General features: G+C 71.8%; 13 protein-coding genes. 5 read left to right on the top strand and 8 right to left on the bottom strand.

The annotated features are described in order from the left end of the window. Positions 1-118: 118 nt before the first annotated feature. Positions 119-2,962, top strand: a complete 2,844-nt coding sequence (locus AB0I22_RS06345; protein WP_363129498.1) for a penicillin acylase family protein — start codon at positions 119-121, stop codon at positions 2,960-2,962. A 98-nt stretch (positions 2,963-3,060) separates the two neighbouring features. On the opposite strand, the gene AB0I22_RS06350 is transcribed toward AB0I22_RS06345, so the two are convergent. The 5 genes from AB0I22_RS06350 to AB0I22_RS06370 all read right to left on the bottom strand — a co-directional run bounded on the left by AB0I22_RS06350 (position 3,061) and on the right by AB0I22_RS06370 (position 8,544). Continuing rightward, a complete protein-coding gene (locus AB0I22_RS06350; protein ID WP_363129499.1) occupies positions 3,061-4,383 on the bottom strand; it encodes a serine-threonine protein kinase in 1,323 nt (440 codons plus the stop codon). Between the two features lie 194 nt (positions 4,384-4,577). Then, entirely contained in the window at positions 4,578-5,357 is a 780-nt protein-coding gene (gene uppS, locus AB0I22_RS06355) for a polyprenyl diphosphate synthase (RefSeq protein ID WP_363129500.1), read from the bottom strand. Positions 5,358-5,575: 218 nt separating this feature from the next. Continuing rightward, the gene (locus AB0I22_RS06360; protein ID WP_363129776.1) at positions 5,576-6,829 is read right to left on the bottom strand and encodes an MFS transporter; all 1,254 of its coding nucleotides are present in this window, start codon (positions 6,827-6,829) and stop codon (positions 5,576-5,578) included. A 276-nt stretch (positions 6,830-7,105) separates the two neighbouring features. Further along, complete coding sequence (locus AB0I22_RS06365) at positions 7,106-7,300, bottom strand: ferredoxin (protein WP_363129501.1); 195 nt, start codon at positions 7,298-7,300, stop codon at positions 7,106-7,108. A 20-nt stretch (positions 7,301-7,320) separates the two neighbouring features. Further along, positions 7,321-8,544, bottom strand: coding sequence for a cytochrome P450 (locus AB0I22_RS06370; protein WP_363129502.1), 1,224 nt, complete (start codon positions 8,542-8,544; stop codon positions 7,321-7,323). 105 nt (positions 8,545-8,649) lie between these two features. On the opposite strand from AB0I22_RS06370, the gene AB0I22_RS06375 reads away from it, so the two are divergent. Continuing rightward, positions 8,650-9,291 (top strand): TetR/AcrR family transcriptional regulator, encoded by a 642-nt coding sequence (locus tag AB0I22_RS06375; protein ID WP_363129503.1) that lies wholly within the window; start codon positions 8,650-8,652, stop codon positions 9,289-9,291. A gap of 127 nt (positions 9,292-9,418) precedes the next feature. Here AB0I22_RS06375 and AB0I22_RS06380 read toward each other — a convergent pair whose 3' ends face one another. Next, the gene (locus AB0I22_RS06380) at positions 9,419-10,957 is read right to left on the bottom strand and encodes an erythromycin esterase family protein (protein ID WP_363129504.1); all 1,539 of its coding nucleotides are present in this window, start codon (positions 10,955-10,957) and stop codon (positions 9,419-9,421) included. A gap of 87 nt (positions 10,958-11,044) precedes the next feature. Beyond that, positions 11,045-12,340: a DUF1343 domain-containing protein gene (locus AB0I22_RS06385; protein ID WP_363129505.1), complete on the bottom strand. Its 1,296-nt coding sequence runs from the start codon at positions 12,338-12,340 to the stop codon at positions 11,045-11,047. 126 nt (positions 12,341-12,466) lie between these two features. Between AB0I22_RS06385 and AB0I22_RS06390 the strand changes: the two genes are divergently transcribed. The 3 genes from AB0I22_RS06390 to AB0I22_RS06400 all read left to right on the top strand — a co-directional run bounded on the left by AB0I22_RS06390 (position 12,467) and on the right by AB0I22_RS06400 (position 15,638). Next, on the top strand, positions 12,467-13,279 hold the full coding sequence (locus AB0I22_RS06390; protein ID WP_363129506.1) for an SDR family oxidoreductase: 813 nt from the start codon (positions 12,467-12,469) through the stop codon (positions 13,277-13,279). Between the two features lie 25 nt (positions 13,280-13,304). Next, a complete protein-coding gene (locus tag AB0I22_RS06395) occupies positions 13,305-14,954 on the top strand; it encodes an AMP-binding protein (RefSeq protein ID WP_363129507.1) in 1,650 nt (549 codons plus the stop codon). Positions 14,955-15,038: 84 nt separating this feature from the next. Further along, positions 15,039-15,638, top strand: a complete 600-nt coding sequence (locus AB0I22_RS06400) for a TetR/AcrR family transcriptional regulator (protein WP_363129508.1) — start codon at positions 15,039-15,041, stop codon at positions 15,636-15,638. 64 nt (positions 15,639-15,702) lie between these two features. Here the strand turns inward: AB0I22_RS06400 and AB0I22_RS06405 are convergent, their stop codons facing one another. Continuing rightward, positions 15,703-16,917 carry an acyl-CoA dehydrogenase family protein gene (locus AB0I22_RS06405; RefSeq protein ID WP_363129509.1) on the bottom strand — a complete coding sequence of 405 codons (1,215 nt, stop codon included), beginning with the start codon at positions 16,915-16,917 and terminating at the stop codon, positions 15,703-15,705. Between the last annotated feature and the right edge of the window lie 6 nt (positions 16,918-16,923).

Here is a 16,923-nt window from a genome sequence, read left to right on the forward strand (position 1 = left end):
TCCATACGGCTTTGGCCCCACTTAGTTGTGAGGATTTGGAAAGGTGACCGATGCTCATCTTCCGGCGCGCCCGTACCGGCGGTAACGTCCGCCGCGACGGTCACCGGGAGGAGCAGGAATGCGACGGCGCATCGGCAGACTCAGAACTACCGCGACCGCGGCGCTGCTGGCGCTCGGCGCGGCCCTCGTCGCCCCGGCGGCGCAGGCGGTCCCGAACCGAGCGGCCCAGCCGGGCCGGCCGGCGAACACGACGGCCCCCGCCTCCGCCGACGACTACTGCCGTGGCCAGTGCGGCGACATCCTGCCGCCCGGCGAGAACGGCAACGCCACCCTCGTCCAGATCCTCGGCAACCGCGCCTTCGGCACCCACCCCGAGCACAGCACCGACCAGCTCGGCCCGTACGGCGACCTGGCCGGCGGCTACCGGTCGCTGACCGACGACAAGCTGCGCGACTTCTTCAACGACTCCTCCTTCGGCGTGGCCAAGGAGAACGTCGCCAAGGTCGACAAGCCCCGCGACGACGTCACGATCACCCGCGACAAGCAGACCGGCGTCCCGCACATCCAGGGCACCACGCGGTACGGAACCGAGTACGGCGCGGGCTACGCGGCGGGCCAGGACCGGCTCTGGCTCATGGACCTCTTCCGCCACATCGGCCGCGGCGAACTCACCTCCTTCGCGGGCGGCGCCGCCGCCAACCAGGGGCTTGAGCAGCAGTTCTGGCGCACCGCCCCGTATACCGAGAAGGACCTCCAGGCGCAGGTCGACAAGATCGCCGCAAGCGGCTCGCGCGGCGAACAGGCCATGAAGGACGCGCAGGCGTACGTCGACGGCATCAACGCCTACCGGCAGCAGTCCAAGGACGGCCGGTACTTCCCCGGCGAATACGTCCTCACCGGCCACATCGACGCCATCACCAACAAGGGCGAGATCGCCCCCTTCAAACTCACCGACCTCATCGCCCTCGCCTCCGTGGTGGGCGGCCTCTTCGGCAACGGCGGCGGGGGCGAGGTCCAGGCCGCGCTCTCCCTGCTCGCCGCGCAGAAGCGGTACGGCACGGCCGAGGGCACCAAGGTGTGGGAGTCCTTCCGCGAGCGCGACGACCCCGAGGCCGTGCAGACCCTGCACGACGGCCAGAGCTTCCCGTACGCGGGCAAGCCGAAGAACGCCAAGGGCGTCGCGCTGCCCGACGCCGGGTCGGTCAAGGAAGAACCGCTGGTCTACGACCGTACGGGCGCGGCGGCCGCCAAGAAGCCCGCGAAGACCCCGGTCGACGCGCCGAAGAAACTGAAGCCCGCGCAGGGCATGTTCGACAAGGGCGTGCTCCCCGGCGACCTGTTCAGCAAGAAGCACGGCATGTCCAACGCCCTGCTCGTCTCCGGCAAACACACCGCGAGCGGCCACCCCGTCGCCGTCTTCGGCCCCCAGACCGGCTACTTCGCCCCGCAACTGCTGATGCTCCAGGAGATCCAGGGCCCCGGCATCAGCGCGCGCGGCGCGTCCTTCGCGGGCGTGAGCATGTACGTCGAGCTCGGGCGCGGCGCGGACTACGCGTGGAGCGCGACCTCCGCCGGCCAGGACATCACCGACACGTACGCCGTCGACCTCTGCGAGCCGAACGGCGGCAAACCCACCGAGAGCTCCGAGCACTACCTCTTCCGCGGCAAGTGCCTTCCTATGGAGAAGCTGGAGCGCACCAACTCCTGGAAGCCCACCGTCGCGGACTCCAGCGCCGCCGGCTCGTACCGCATGCAGGTGCTGCGCACCGAGTACGGCACGGTCACCCACCGCGCGACCGTCGGCGGCAAACCCGTCGCCTACACCGCGCTGCGCTCCACCTACCGGCACGAGGCCGACTCCATCATCGGCTTCCAGATGCTGAACGACCCCGGCTACGTACGGGACCCCAAGACCTTCCAGAGCGCGGCCGACCACATCGGCTACGCCTTCAACTGGTTCTACGCGGACGCCCAGCACACCGCCTACTTCAACAGCGGCCTGAACCCGGTGCGTAACCCGGACGTGGACCCGTCGCTGCCCATCACGGCGGACAAGGCGTACGAGTGGAAGGGGTACGACCCGGCCGGCAACACGGCCGACTACACCCCGGCGACCGAACACCCCAACGACATCGACCAGAACTACTACATCTCCTGGAACAACAAGCAGGCGGACGACTACACCTCCGCCAACTTCGCGGCGGGCTCGGTGCACCGCGCCAACCTCCTCGACGACCGGGTGCGCGAACTGGTGGCCGAGGGCGGGGTGACGCGCGCGTCCCTCACCCGCGCCATGGAGGACGCCGCCGTCACCGACCTGCGGGGCGAGGACGTACTGCCCGACCTGCTCAAGGTGCTGCGCTCGCAGCCCATCACCGACCCGCGACTCTCCGCGGCGGTCCAGCAGTTGGAGTCCTGGCGCGCGGACGGCGCGCAGCGCCGCGAGACCGCGCCCGGCTCGCACGCCTACGCGCACGCCGACGCCGTACGCACCATGGACGCCTGGTGGCCGCTGCTGGTGAAGGCCGAGTACGAACCAGGGCTCGGCGGCGACCTCTACCAAGCCCTCCAGGCCAACGCCACCATCGACGAATCCCCCTCGGCCGGCCACGGCCCCACCGGCTCCCACGCCGGCTCCGCCTTCCTCACCGGCTGGTGGAGCTACGTCGACAAGGACCTCCGCTCCGTCCTGGGCGAACCGGTCAAGGGCGGCCTCGCCAAACAGTTCTGCGGCAACGGCGACCTCTCCACCTGCCGCTCCGCCCTCCTCGACACCCTCCGCCAAGCCGCCGCCCAACCCGCCGCCAAGGTCTACCCGGGCGACGACAGCTGCAAGGCGGGCGACCAGTGGTGCGCCGACTCGATCATCCAACGCGCGGTCGGCGGCCTCACCCACAAGTCCATCACCTGGCAGAACAGGCCGACCTACCAGCAGGTGGTGGAATTCCCGGCACATCGCTGACACCGGGGCACGAGGAGGGGAACGGGCGGCTCGTACCACTGGAGTGGTGGCACGGGCCGCCCGGCCGTGTTCGCGCTGGCGCGGGCGCGGGGGCTCGTTCAGTGGATGACGCGGCCTGCTGTCAGGGCTACGCGGGCGAGTTCCTTGTGGCAGATGTCGCTGTGCGCGCCGGCGGGCGGGAAGCCGCGGGCGACTACTGCCGAGGCGTCGACGCTGACGCAGCCGGTGGCGGGGAACGGGCCGCGGAGCGCTTCCGCCAGGGTCAGCTTCTCGCACGCGTCCACGGCCTTGATGCCGTCGAACCCCACCGCGCCCCAGCGCTTGTCGCCGATGCCCAGGACCGACTCGGCGTCGTCGGCGAGCTGGGACGCGGCCGGGTACAGCACGCTCAGCGCCGTGTCATGGCTGGAGTGGCAGGCCACCACCGGGCCGTCCACCCGGCTCTGCGCCCCGCGCAGCGCCCCGCCCCGCCCGGCGGCGTGCGGCAGGCTCTCGGCGAACGCGTAGTGGGAGAAGGCGCCTTGGAGGAGTGTCAGGGACTTGACGCTGTCGACGCCCTCCGGCAGGCCGCGCAGGGCGAAGGACATCAGGCGGCCGCCGAAGCTGTGGCCGATCAGGTGTACGCGCAGCGTGGGGGAGGAGTGGGCCAGCAGGCCCAGTACCGGTCCTAGGCCGAGCTGGCCGACGGTGCCGGCCCGTCGCTTCATGCCGTAGTACGAGGCCTGGCGCAGCATCTCGCGGGCCCCGTTCCACAGCCGCTTCAGCCCGCCGCCGAACAGTTCCGGCCGGGCGTCGCCGGCCTCCGCCAGCGCGCTGGTGAACCGCTCGCAGACCTTCACCGGGTCGTCCGTGAGCATCGTGGGCACGCCGCTGCCCGGCCCGTCGTGGTCCGTGTCCGCCGCGAACCTCGCCGCCGGGCTGCCCGACGGCGCCTCCGCCAACTGGCGTACCAGCGAGGCGAACTCTTCGAGGCGCGACCGGCTGTCCGGCTGCTTTTCGAGCAGTTCCGCCAGGCGTGCCACGGTCATGACGCGGCCCGGGAAGACGGTGTTGAGCGCGAGCCGGGTGTCCTTGTCGAGCCCGGTCCCGGTACGGGCGGCGGAGGCGGTCGCCGCCGCGGTGTGGGACGGGAAGTCGGGGATGGGCTCGTCCGTGAAGCGCATCGACGGCCAGAACACCCCGGCGTAGCCGACGCGCACCCCCTCGGCCCCGGCGAGCAACTCGGGGAAGGGGGCGAAGAACCGGTCGTACAGCCGGGTCGCCATCGACCGGTCGTTGTTCCAGCCGTGCGCGAACAGCACCAGGTCGGTGAGGTCCGCGCGGGCGACGTCCCGCGTCAGCGCGTCACGCTGGCCGGTGTTCACATCCCCGTCGGCGTCGAACGTCAGCTCCCAGAACGGCTGCACACTGAATCCGGCCATAGCGGTTCCCCTCAGCGGTCCGATGTGCCGCATCCTCCCGCCGCACGGGGGGTCCGGCCATACGCCGGGGAAGTGAATTGCGGGGGGAGACCGGTGGCGGCTCCGCCGGAGCCCGCCTCGCGCGGGCGGCGCCTACGTCCGTACGAGGCCGTACGAGGCCGTACGAGGCCGTACGCCGCGCCCCGGCCGCCCGCTCAGCCGCCGTACCGGCGCTCCCGCGCCGAGAAGCTGCGCAGCGCCCGCAGGAAGTCGATCTCCCGGAAGGCGGGCCAGTACGCCTCGCAGAAGTACAGCTCGGAGTACGCGCTCTGCCACAGCAGGAAGTTCGACATCCGCTGCTCGCCGCTGGTGCGGATGACGAGGTCGGGGTCGGGGCGCCCGGCCGTGTAGAGGTGCTGGGCGATGTCGTCCACGGTCAGGGCGGCCGCCAGCTCGGTCAGCGACTGACCCTGGGCCGCGCGCTCGGTCATCAACTCGCGCAGGGCGTCGATGACTTCCTGCCGGCCGCCGTAGCCGATCGCGAGCGTGACATGCGCCCCGGTGGGGCAGGAACGGGTCGCCTCGACCGCGTCCTTGAGGGCGTGCGACGTGCTGTCGGGCAGCACGTCGAGCGTCCCCGCGATGTGCACCTGCCAGCGCGCGTCCGGCCGGCACAGCTTGTCGTGGGCGACCTGCTCGATCAGCTTCATGAGGAAGGCGACCTCGGTGTCCTCGCGCCGCCGCAGATTCTCGGTGGAGCAGACGAACACCGTGATGTGCTTGATCCCCAGCGCCTCGCACCAGGACAGCACATCCTCGACGTGCTCGGCGCCGCGCTGATGGCCCTGGCTCGGATCGGCCATCCCCATCTGCCGCGCCCAGCGGCGGTTGCCGTCCATGATCAGCCCGATGTGCTCGGGCAGCTTCCCGCCCTGCACCACCTGCCGGCGCAACCGGTTCGCGTACAGGGCGTAGAGGGGAGCGGTGATTCCCATGGCGTCCTCGGCGTCCTTTCGCGAACACGGCGAGCGGGCGGGGCGGGCGGGCGAGCGGTGGCGATGTCCGCCGCGCCCCAGTATGCCGGGCGCGCACGGCGTACGGAGGGCGAACACGAGCCCCGTCGGCGGCTGCGCCGGCCCCGTCCCCCGGCGGGCAGTGGCCGAATACGAACCCTCCCGGCCGCCCAGCCCGCGTCCCCTCGGCCCAGGTCCTCTCAGCCCAGTTCGCGTTCGCGCGTCTCCGGGAGGGCCAGTACGCACAGGAGCGAGACCACGGCCATGGCGCTCACGTACCAGCCCACCGACGCGGAGCCCCAGGCGGGCTGGAGGCGGGTGGCGATCAAGGGGGAGACGGCGCCGCCGAGGACGCCGCCGAGGTTGTAGGCGAGGGAGGCGCCGGAGTAGCGGACGCGGGGGCCGAAGAGTTCGGGGAGGTAGGCGCCCATCGGGCCGTAGACGACGCCCATGCAGAACAGCGCGCCGCCGATGGCCAGGGCGATCAGCACCGGCTGCTCGGTGTCCAGCAGCGGGAAGAGGACCAGGCCCCAGACCGCCGCCAGGCCGGTTCCCGTCAGGACGACCTTCCGGCGGCCGCAGGCGTCGGAGCGGGTCGAGGCGAGCCAGGTGCCGGCGGCGAGGAAGAGGCACGCGACCATCGACAGGCCGAGCATGGTGGAACGGGCGATGCCGAGGTTCTTGGTGGTGTAGGCGAGGCAGTAGGTGGTGGCGGTGTAGAAGAGGCCGTACGCGATGATCATGCCGCCCGCGCCGAGCAGGAGTTCGCGCCAGTGCCGGCGCAGCACGTCCAGGGTGGGGACCTTGCTGGCCTCCTGATCCGCCATGACCCGCGCGAACACCGGCGTCTCGCTGATCTTCAGCCGGACGAACAGGCCGACCCCCACGAGCAGGAACGACAGCAGGAAGGGGACGCGCCACCCCCACGAGCGGAACGCGGCGTCGCTCAGCGCCGACGACAGCAGCCAGAAGACTCCGGTGGCCGCGAAGAACCCCACGGACGGGCCGAGTTGCGGGAACGCCGCGTACAGTCCGCGTCTGCCGCGCGGCGCGTGCTCCACGGCCAGCAGGGCCGCCCCGCCCCACTCGCCGCCGAGCCCGATGCCCTGCACGAAGCGCAGCAGCACCAGCAGCAGCGGGGCCCAGAGGCCGAGCGTGGAGTAGCCGGGCAGCAGCCCGACGAAGGCCGTGGACAGGCCCATCATCAGCAGCGACGCGACGAGTACGGACTTGCGGCCGACGCGGTCCCCGAAGTGGCCGAAGATCACGGAGCCGAGCGGCCGGGCCGCGAACGCCACCGCGTACGTGGAGAACGAGGCGAGCGTCGCGTTGACCGGCGTCAGCGTCGGGAAGAACGCGTCGTTCAGCACGAGGGCGGCGGCGGTGCCGTAGATGTAGAAGTCGTAGAACTCGATGGCCGTGCCGATGAAACTGGCCACGGCCACCCGGCGCAGGCTCTCCGGACTCTCGGGGTGCTCCGGACCCGTTGCCGGGGCGCCCGAGCCTGTCGCGTCCGCCGGGCCCGCGCCGGGACGGCCGTCGCTTTTCTCTTCCGCCGTCGCCGGCGTCGCATCGTTGAGCACGACCGGAACTCTCACGTCAGCGCCGTGTCCGCGTCAATACTCGCCCCGCGGCGTCTTGTCCGTTGAGACGGGCCGGGCGGTGCGTGGACACGCCCCCCGTCCTCCGGACGGGCCGGCCCCGGGGGTGGGCCGGCCCCTCGGAACGGACTACTCGGCGATGCGCACGGCGCCGGACGGGCAGATGTTGCCCGCCTGGCGGGCGGCGGACAGCTCGGCCGCGCCCTCCGGCTCCTTCTTGAGCACGTCCACGAGCCCGTCGTCGTCCTGGTCGAAGACGGTCGGGGCGGTCAGGGCGCACAGTCCGGCGCCGACGCAGACGTCCCGGTCGGCGGTCACTCGCATGGTCACTCCTTTCGCTGCGGTCACCAGGTGACCGGCAGTTCGTTGACGCCCTGGATCGTATGTCCCGGACGGAGAGTCAGCGCCTCCACCGGAACCGCCAGCCGCAGCGTCGGGATGCGGTCGAAGAGGGCCGTGAGGATGATTTCGAGCTCCAGGCGGGCCAGGTTCTGGCCCAGGCACTGGTGGACGCCGTAGCCGAAGGCGATGTGGTGCCGGGCCGGGCGGCGCACGTCGAAGTCGTCCGGGGCCTCGAAGACCGAACCGTCGCGGTTGGCTATCGCGTTGGAGATGATCACGCCCTCGTCGGCGCGGATCAGCTGCCCGTCGATCTCGATGTCGGCCGTCGCCACGCGGCCGCCCGCGATGTCGGCGATGGCCAGATAGCGCAGCAGTTCCTCGACGGCGCCCGGGATCAGGCTCGGGTCCTCGCGCAGCGCGGCGTGCTGGTCCGGGTGTTCCAGCAGGGTGATCACGCTCAGCGAGGTCATCGAGGCGGTCGTCTCGTGGCCCGCGACAAGCAGCAGGATCGCGTCCGAGACCAGGCCGTCGCGGTCGACGTCGCCCTTCGACAACTGTTCGTTGGCCAGGTTGCTGAGCAGCCCGGCACCGGGCTCGGCCACGAACTTGTCGACCAGCTCGCCCAGATAGTCCGCGAGCTCCCGGCGCGCGGCGAGCGCGGCGTCCGCGTCCTCCCCCTGGATCATGCGCTGGGAGGCGCTCTGGAAGAAGTCGTGGTCGGCGTAGGGCACGCCCAGCAGCCGGCAGATCACCAGGGACGGCACCGGCAGCGCGAACTGCTTGACCAGGTCGGCCGTCGGACCCGCGGCGAGCATGTCGTCGATGAAGCCGTTGACGATCTGCTCGATGTCCGGGCGCATGCCCTTGATGCGCTTGAGCGTGAACTCGCTGATCATCATCCGCCGCTTCGGCCCGTGCTCCGGCGGGTCCAGGCCGATGAACGCCTGCGGCGAGGTACGGAACGCGGCGAACCGCGGGGAAGTGGCGGGGAAGTTGTCATCCTGCCGGTTGGACGAGATGCGGGGGTCGGCGAGCAGCTTCCGGGCCGTCTCGTGCTTGGTCACCACCCACGCCTGGCGGCCGTCGAAGAGGGTCACCTTGCGGAGCGCGTCACCCGAGTCCCTTAACTCGGTGTACTCCTTGGGCAGTTGATAGGGGCAGGTGCGGTTGCTCGGGAAGGCTGGTGCGTCTTCTTGGTGGATGGGAGCGGTAGTCGTCTCAGTCATCGATCTCCTCGAAGTCCCTGACGCATAAAGAACGACCAGTTCTCTAAGTGAGAGGCTAGGTCGCCCAGTTAGAGAACGCAATGACCCCTGAGTAAACTCTGTGGAATGACGCTGTCACCCAACGCCGATCCGGCCGCGGAACCGGCCCCTGACCACCGCAAAGGCCCCCGCCGACGCGGTCAGGAACTGGAACACGCCATTTTGACGGCGACGTTGGAGGAGCTGGTCGAGGCCGGCTACGCCGGGATGACGATGGAGCGGGTCGCCGCCCGCGCCCGTACGAGCAAGGCCGCCCTCTACCGCCGCTGGCCCGGCCGCCCCGAGCTGGTCATGGACGCGGTGCAGAAGTTCGGCATCTCCGAGATGCCCGTCCCGGACACCGGCTCGCTGCGCACGGACGTGATCGCCGCGCTGCGGCAGATGGCCGCGAAGATGTCCACCCCGTTCGGCGGCGTCATGCGCGGCCTGCTGGCCGAGGCGGCGCGCGAGCCCGCGTTCGCCAAGCTCATCCGGGAACGGGTGCATCCCGCCGGCCCGGCGGTGATCAGGGCCGTCCTGGAACGGGCGGTGGCGAACGGCGAGGTCGAGTCCTGGGTCCTGGACACCCGGCGGGTCACGGTCGCCACCGACCTGCTGCGCAACGAGTTCCTGCTGTTCGGCTCGCCCCTTGAGGACGAGATCATCACGGACATCGTCGACGAGGTGTACCTGCCGCTCATCCTCAGCCCGGCCCCGCGCCGCCACTGAGGCATCGCTGAGCCGTCACTGGAGTGGGCCGGACCCGCTGACGTCCGTACCCGGGTGGGGCCTCGTGCTCGTACGAGCCTTTGAGCGAAGGCGCGGCGTACGGGGTCGCCGGCCCTCCGCCCGCGCCTCATCGGCGGCGGTCGTCGAACAGCCGGGACGCCGTGACGCGGTGCAGGTGGATCAGCAGATCGCACGAGCTCCCCAGCGCCGTCATCCGCGGCGTGTCGGGGTACGCCGTGCCGATGTTGCGGGTCGGCCGGGCCTCGCCGAGCCAGGCGCGGGCGGCGGCCGGCGCGGTGCGCATGTCCAGGAAGTAGTCGCGGAAGGGGACCTGGTCCAGGGTGTACTCGTTGCTGCCGCGCTCCGCCGGACCGACCGTGTAGACGGCCGTCCCCGTGCCGCTCGCGGCGGTCGCGTTGAACGAGCCCGCGTCGAAGGTGAGCCGGGCGCTGAGGTAGTCGTCGCCGAGCCGGTCCCGCAGGAACGCGCCTTGCACCTTGGGGTAGTTCGCCGGGTCGTCGCTCACGTACGCGACGTGCGTGTTGTGCGCGGACAGCAGCATCTTGTGGCCGGTCCGCCGCTGCCACCACGCCGTGTTGGCGGCCATCGCCTCGTCGCGGAAGCGCATGGCCGCGCTGTTGCCCGCCGCTGTGTAGAGGTCGTACGCGTAGAGGGAGGCGACCTGCGAGATCGCCCGCGCGTGCCGCACCGTCCAGGCGAACTCCGAGCGGTCCGCGCCCGGCCGCTGCCGCCGGAGCAGATCGAGGGCCTGCCCGGCCCGCGCGGCCAGGTCCCGCCGCTCGGCCAGGGGCTTCCTCATGTACCCGGCCATCCAGCTGTCCACGCTGCTGCCGGGCGTGGGGCGCTGCCCGCGGTAGAGGGCGGTGAGGCGCGGCAGCAGGGCGGGGGCGTGCCGGGCCGCGTAGTCCGTCACCCGGTCGAAGAGCTCCGGCCCCGCGTAGCCGACGTCGTCGCCCATGAACTGGACCTTCCGCGCGTGGTGCGTGTTGTAGGCGCGCATCCACTCGATGAGGTCCAGGTACTCCTGGTTGTTCCAGAACCGGTAGGAGTTCTGGAACTCCTCCTTCATGATCTGCCGGGCGTTCCCCTTCCCGTGCAGCACATAGTCGTTGATCCGCAGCCCGGCGCTCCAGTCCACCTCCAGGGCGAAGGTGGTGAACCCTTTCCGCTCGACGAGATAGCGGAAGAGGCGGTCCTTGTCGGCGATGAACTCGTGCGAGCCGTGCGTGGCCTCGCCGACCCCGACCACCTTCGCGTCACCGACCATGCGGCCGAACGCCCGCAGATCCCGCGTGCCGCCCGCCGGTTCGGTCGTCCGCAGGGAGTGCGCCGCGCGCGTGAGCGCCGGTACGGGGTCCTCGGCCCTGGCCCGTACGGAGCCGCCGGCTCCGGCCGCCCGTACGGGGGCGCCGGCCCCGGCTCGTACGGGATCACCGCCTCGTGCGGGATCACCGGCTCGTACAGGGTCACCGCCTCGTATGGGGCCACCGGCTCGTACGGGCTCGTCGGCGCGCTGCCGCGCCTGGGCCGCGGGCTGGGCGAGCGTCGTCGCGCCCAGGCACAGCAGGAGCGCTACGAGCAGGGCGGGCCGGTGCCGTATTCGTCTCTGCCGCCGGTCGGAGGTCATGCGTCGGGTGGCTGTCATACGGGCCATGGTTCAGATCCGTACGCACCAACTGCCATCCGGCTGGCAGCAGTTCGGAGGTAGACCCCGCCCTACCCTTCCGTCGTCTCAGCGATAGCGCAGATACCGCTCCCGCGTCTTCCGGAACGCCGCCAGCCCGCCCTGCCAGTCGGCCGCCACCTCGTCCGCCGACGCCCCCGCGTCGATCATCGTGCGGACCCGCGACGACCCCGTGAGCTTGTCGATCCAGTGGTCGGGGCGCCACGCGAAGCCGCGCCACACCTGCTTCGCGGTGACCAGCAGCGCGATGCCGGTGAGGACCGGGTCGAAGGCGCGGGGGTCGTGGACGTGCAGCTGGACGCCGCCCACCGTCTTCCCCTGGAACTTGGAGAACACCGGCGCGAAGTACGCCTCCCGGAACCGCACGCCCGGCAGCTCCAGCGCGTTGGCGCGCTCCGCCCACCGGCGGTCGATCCCCTCCGCGCCCAGCAGCTCGAACGGCCGCGTCGTGCCCCGCCCCTCGGACAGGTTGGTGCCCTCGAACAGGCAGGTACCGGGGTAGGCGAGCGCCGTCCGCGGCGTCGGCATGTTCGGGCTCGGCGGCACCCAGGGGAGCCCCGTCGCGTCGAAGAAGTCCGCGCGCCGCCACCCCGACATCCAGACCGTCTCCAGCTCCACCGGGCGGCCCGCCGCCCGCGCCACGAACTCGCCGTTGAACAGCCGCGCCAGCTCCGCCACCGTCATGCCGTGCGCCTGCGCGATCGGCTCCCGCCCGACCCCCGACGCCTGCGACCGCTCCAGCACCGGCCCCCGCGCCGCGAGCCCGGTCAGCGGGTTGGGCCGGTCCAGCACCAGGAACCGCTTGCCCGCGAGGGCCGCCGCGACCATGCAGTCGTACAGCGTCCAGATGTACGTGTAGAAGCGGGCGCCGACGTCCTGGATGTCGAAGACGACGGTGTCCACGCCCGACGCGGTGAAGATGCCGGCGAGCGCCTTGCCGCTCTTGCCGTACGTGTCGTGGACGGGCAGCCCGGTCGCCGGGTCCTTGCCGCCGCCCTCCGAACCGCCCGCCTGCGCGGTGCCCCGGAAGCCGTGCTCGGGGCCGAAGACGGCGACGACGTCCACGCGGTCGTCCGCGTGCATGACGTCCACGATGTGCCGCACGTCGGCGGTGACGCCGGTCGGGTTGGTGACGACGCCGACGCGGCGGCCGGCGAGCGGGGCGTAGCCGTCGGCGGCCAGCCGGTCGAAGCCCGTACGCACCCGGGCCCCGCCGTGGCCGTGGCCGTCCCGACCGTGCGTACGGGCCCCGGCGCGGGCCGCGGAAGCGGTGGCCGCGACCGTCCCCGCGGCTCCGGCGGCGGCGAGCAGTGTTCTTCTCGACGTTCTTCTCGACAGGTCCATGCCCAGGCACGCTAACGCCCTCTAAGCCTCGGCGGAACGATCCCGCCGAGCCCGCGCCGCCCCCTTCCGCTTCTACATACCGACTGGTTAGTCTGCCGGAGCAGTCGAGTCGAGGGAGACGCGAACGTGGAGACCGTGCGGGACGCGGCAGTAGTGGTCACCGGAGCGGGCGGCGGCATCGGCGCGGCCCTGGCCCGCAGATTCGCCGGGGAGGGCGCCCGCGTCGTGGTCAACGACCTCGACGCCGCCAAGGCCGCCGCCGTCGCCGAGGAGATCGGCGCGACCCCCGTGGCCGGCGACGCCTCGGGCATCGTCGGCGCGGCGCGCGAGGCGCTCGGCGGACGCGTCGACGTCTTCTGCGCCAACGCCGGGGTCGCCCCCGCCGGCGGCCCCGAGGCCAGCGAGGAGATCTGGTCGACCGCCTGGGACGTCAATGTGATGGCGCACGTACGGGCCGCCCGCGACCTGCTCCCCGAGTGGCTGGAGCGCGGCAGCGGCCGGTTCGTCTCCACCGTCTCCGCCGCCGGACTGCTCACCATGGTCGGCTCGGCCCCGTACAGCGTCTCCAAGCACGCGGCCCTCGCCTTCGCCGAATGGCTCTCCGCCACCTACCGGCACCGCGGCATAGACGTCCACGCGATCTGCCCGCAGGGCGTGCGCACGGACATGCTCGGGGTGACCGGGGCCGCCGGGGACCTGGTGCTGCGCCCCACCGCCATCGAGCCCGCACGGGTCGCGGACGCGCTCTTCGAGTCCATGGCCACCGGCCGGTTCCTGGTCCTGCCGCACCCCGAGGTCGCCGACTATTACACGGCGCGGGCCTCGGACCCGGACCGCTGGCTGAGCGGCATGAACCACCTCCAGCAGAAGCTCGAACGGATCGAGCAGGCCGCCCCATCGGCTGCGACGACACAGGCCACGACCGGGACCGGCGAGTAACCGCGCGCGAAGAAGGGCCGTACCCATGACCACGTACCAGGACAAGCCCTGGCTCGCCCACCTCAACGCCGAGCAGCGCGCCCCCGCCTCCCCGCCGCCCAGCGTCCTGCACGCGTTCGAGGCCGCGGCCCGCCGCGTCCCCGACCGCACCGCGCTCGCCTACTTCGACGGCCGGCTGACCTACGCGGAGACCGGCCGGCTCTCCGACGCGGTGGCCGCCCACCTCGTGGAGCGCGGCTTCCGGCGCGGCGACCGCGCCGTGCTCATGCTCCAGAACACCCCGCACTTCGTGATCGCGCTCCTCGGCGTCTGGAAGGCGGGCGGCGTCGCCGTCCCCGTCAACCCCATGTACAAGGCGGGCGAGGTCGGCCACGTCCTGCGCGACGCCGAGGTCACCGCGCTGATCTGCGCCGACCACGCCTGGGCGGAATACCTGCGGGACGCGGCCGCCGACTCCCCGGTCCGTATCGCCCTCACCGCCTGCGCCCTCGACTTCCAGAGCCGCGACGACACGCGGGTGCTGCGCGGGGAGCGCGCCGCCCGCGCGTCCGACGCCGACGACCTGTGCGCCGTCGCCCGCTCCGGCGCGCACCGCCCCGCCGACCCCGGCCTCACCCCGGACGACACCGCCCTCATCAGCTACACCTCGGGCACCAGCGGCGCGCCCAAGGGCGCCATGAACACCCACGGCAACATCACCTTCAACGCCGAGCGCCAGCGCACCGGCTCCGGCGTCCCCGAGGGCGCCACCTACTTCGCCCTCGCGCCGCTCTTCCACATCACCGGCATGGTCAACGAGCTCTCGGCCTGCCTGCTGAACGCCGGGACGCTGGCCCTGACATACCGCTTCGAGCCCGGCGTCGTCCTCGACGCCTTCCTCGAACACCGCCCCGCCTTCACCGTCGGCCCCTCCACCGCCTTCATGGCGCTGCTGGCCCAGCCCCAGTTCACGCGGGACCACTTCGCGTCCTTCCACTCGATCTCCTCCGGCGGCGCGCCCCTGCCGCCCGCGCTCACCGAGAAGTTCCGCGCCGCCTCGGGCATCTACCTCAACAACGGCTACGGCCTCACCGAGTGCACCGCCCCCTGCGCCAGCGTCCCGCCCGGCCTGGAGGCCCCCGTGGACCCGGCCTCCGGCACCCTCGCGGTCGGCGTGCCCGGACCCGACACCGTGGTGCGGATCATCGACGAGAAGGGCGGCGACGTGCCCTTCGGCGAACACGGCGAGATCGCGGTGCGCGGCCCCCAGGTCGTACCCGGCTACTGGCGGCGCCCCGAGGAGACCGAAGCGGCCTTTCCCGGCGGTGAGCTGCGCACCGGGGACATCGGCTTCATGGACCCGACCGGCTGGCTCTACGTCGTCGACCGCAAGAAGGACATGATCAACGCGTCCGGCTTCAAGGTCTGGCCGCGGGAGGTCGAGGACGTCCTGTACACCCACCCGGCCGTGCGCGAGGCGGCCGTCGTTGGGGTGCCCGACAGCTACCGCGGCGAGTCGGTCAAGGCGTATGTGAGCCTGCGGCCGGACGCCCCCGCCGAGGGCGCCGACCTCGTCGCGTACTGCAAGGAGCGCCTGGCCGCGTTCAAATACCCGCGAGAAGTGGAGATCCTGCCGGACCTCCCCAAGACGACGAGTGGGAAGATCCTGCGGCGGGAACTGCGCGCCCGCGCGTAGCGACCGAGGCGCGAACCTTTACAGACGCGACAAAGCGTAAATGCGACACAGAACAGCACAGCACAGGGGAAGGCGGCGATGGCGATGGCCAGAACGACGGAGGGCGACGCGAAGCCCGTACCGCAGCGGCTGCTGGCCGCCGCCACCCGCCTCTTCGCCGACCAGGGGTACGACCGCACCTCCGTACAGGAGATCGTCGAGGCCGCGGGCGTGACCAAGGGCGCGCTCTACCACTACTTCGGCTCGAAGGACGATCTGCTGCACGAGGTGTACGCGCGGCTGCTCCGCCTCCAGCAGGAGCGGCTGGACGCCATTGCCGGCTCCGCCGAGCCCGTGGAGCGGCGGCTGCGCGAGGCCGCCGCCGACGTCGTCGTCACCACCATCGACAACCTCGACGACGCCACCATCTTCTTCCGCTCGATGCATCAGCTCAGCCCCGAGAAGCACAAGCAGGTACGGGCCGAGCGGCGGCGCTACCACGAACGGTTCCGCGCCCTGATCGAGGAGGGCCAGGAGGCCGGCGTCTTCAGCCGGGAGACCCCCGCCGACCTGGTGGTGGACTACCACTTCGGGTCCATCCACCACCTCAGCGCCTGGTACCGCCCGCAGGGCCCGCTCACGCCGCGCGAGGTGGCGGACCACCTCGCCGACCTCCTGCTGAGGGCGCTGCGCGTGCAGCCGTAGCCGTAGCCGTCCACGCATACGGAGGGGCCGCCGGTGACCGGCGGCCCCTCCGTACGTCGCGGTGTCAGAGGTACTTCTTCAGCTCCCGCCGCGCCAGCGAGCGCTGGTGGACCTCGTCCGGGCCGTCCGCGAGCCGCAGGGTGCGCGCGCCCGCCCACAGCTCCGCCAGCGGGAAGTCCTGGCTGACGCCGCCGGCCCCGTACAGCTGCACGGCCCGGTCGATGATGTCCACGACCGTGCGCGGCGTCGCGATCTTGATGGCTTGGATCTCGGTGTGCGCGCCGCGGTTGCCGACGGTGTCCATCAGCCACGCGGTCTTGAGCACCAGCAGCCGCAGCTGCTCCACCGCCACCCGCGCGTCCGCGATCCACTCCTGGACGACGCCCTGCCGGGCGAGCGGCTTGCCGAAGGCCGTACGGTCCACGGCGCGCCGGCACATCAGCTCGATGGTCCGCTCGGCCATTCCGATCAGCCGCATGCAGTGGTGGATGCGGCCGGGGCCCAGGCGGGCCTGGGCGATGGCGAAGCCGCCGCCCTCCTCGCCGATCAGATTGCTCGCGGGCACCCGCGCGCCGTCGAAGACGACTTCGGCGTGGCCGCCGTGCGAGTGGTCCTCGTAGCCGTAGACCCGCATGGCGCGGCGGACCTCGACGCCGGGGGTGTCGCGGGGGACCAGGACCATGGACTGCTGGCGGCGGGGGTCCGCGCCGTCCGGGTCGGTCTTGCCCATGACGATGAAGATCCGGCAGTCGGGGTTCATGGCCCCGGAGATGTACCACTTGCGGCCGGTGATGACGTAGTCGTCGCCGTCGCGCTCGATCCGCGTCTCGATGTTGGTGGCGTCGGACGAGGCGACCTCGGGCTCGGTCATCGCGAAGGCGGACCGGATTTCCCCGGCGAGCAGCGGCTCCAGCCACCGCTTCCGCTGCTCGGCGCTGCCGAACTGGGCGAGCACCTCCATGTTCCCGGTGTCGGGGGCGGCGCAGTTGAGGGCGGTGGGCGCGAGGTGCGGGCTGCGGCCGGTGATCTCGGCGAGCGGCGCGTACTGGAGGTTGGTCAGCCCGGCGCCGTACTCCTCGTCCGGCAGGAACAGGTTCCACAGGCCCCGCTCGCGCGCCTCGGCCTTGAGCTCCCCGACGATCGCCGGGGTGTCCCAGGGAGAGGCCAGTTTCGCCCGCTGCTCGGCCGCGACCGGCTCGGCGGGGTGGATCCGCTCGTCCATGAAGGCGAGGAGCTTCTCGCGCAGCTCCTCGGTACGGGCGTCGAATGCGAAGTCCATGGTGTG

Origin of the sequence: Streptomyces sp. NPDC050610, from assembly GCF_040654875.1 — a bacterium.
Classification (GTDB): domain Bacteria; phylum Actinomycetota; class Actinomycetes; order Streptomycetales; family Streptomycetaceae; genus Streptomyces.

Coding starts and splice junctions, on each gene's coding strand:
- AB0I22_RS06370 (WP_363129502.1), bottom strand. CDS start 8,544: ATGACTGAGACGACTACCGCTCCCATCCACCAAGAAGACGCACCAGCC.
- AB0I22_RS06365 (WP_363129501.1), bottom strand. CDS start 7,300: ATGCGAGTGACCGCCGACCGGGACGTCTGCGTCGGCGCCGGACTGTGC.
- AB0I22_RS06385 (WP_363129505.1), bottom strand. CDS start 12,340: ATGGACCTGTCGAGAAGAACGTCGAGAAGAACACTGCTCGCCGCCGCC.
- AB0I22_RS06380 (WP_363129504.1), bottom strand. CDS start 10,957: ATGACAGCCACCCGACGCATGACCTCCGACCGGCGGCAGAGACGAATA.
- AB0I22_RS06345 (WP_363129498.1), top strand. CDS start 119: ATGCGACGGCGCATCGGCAGACTCAGAACTACCGCGACCGCGGCGCTG.
- AB0I22_RS06405 (WP_363129509.1), bottom strand. CDS start 16,917: ATGGACTTCGCATTCGACGCCCGTACCGAGGAGCTGCGCGAGAAGCTC.
- uppS (WP_363129500.1), bottom strand. CDS start 5,357: ATGGGAATCACCGCTCCCCTCTACGCCCTGTACGCGAACCGGTTGCGC.
- AB0I22_RS06395 (WP_363129507.1), top strand. CDS start 13,305: ATGACCACGTACCAGGACAAGCCCTGGCTCGCCCACCTCAACGCCGAG.
- AB0I22_RS06350 (WP_363129499.1), bottom strand. CDS start 4,383: ATGGCCGGATTCAGTGTGCAGCCGTTCTGGGAGCTGACGTTCGACGCC.
- AB0I22_RS06400 (WP_363129508.1), top strand. CDS start 15,039: ATGGCCAGAACGACGGAGGGCGACGCGAAGCCCGTACCGCAGCGGCTG.
- AB0I22_RS06375 (WP_363129503.1), top strand. CDS start 8,650: ATGACGCTGTCACCCAACGCCGATCCGGCCGCGGAACCGGCCCCTGAC.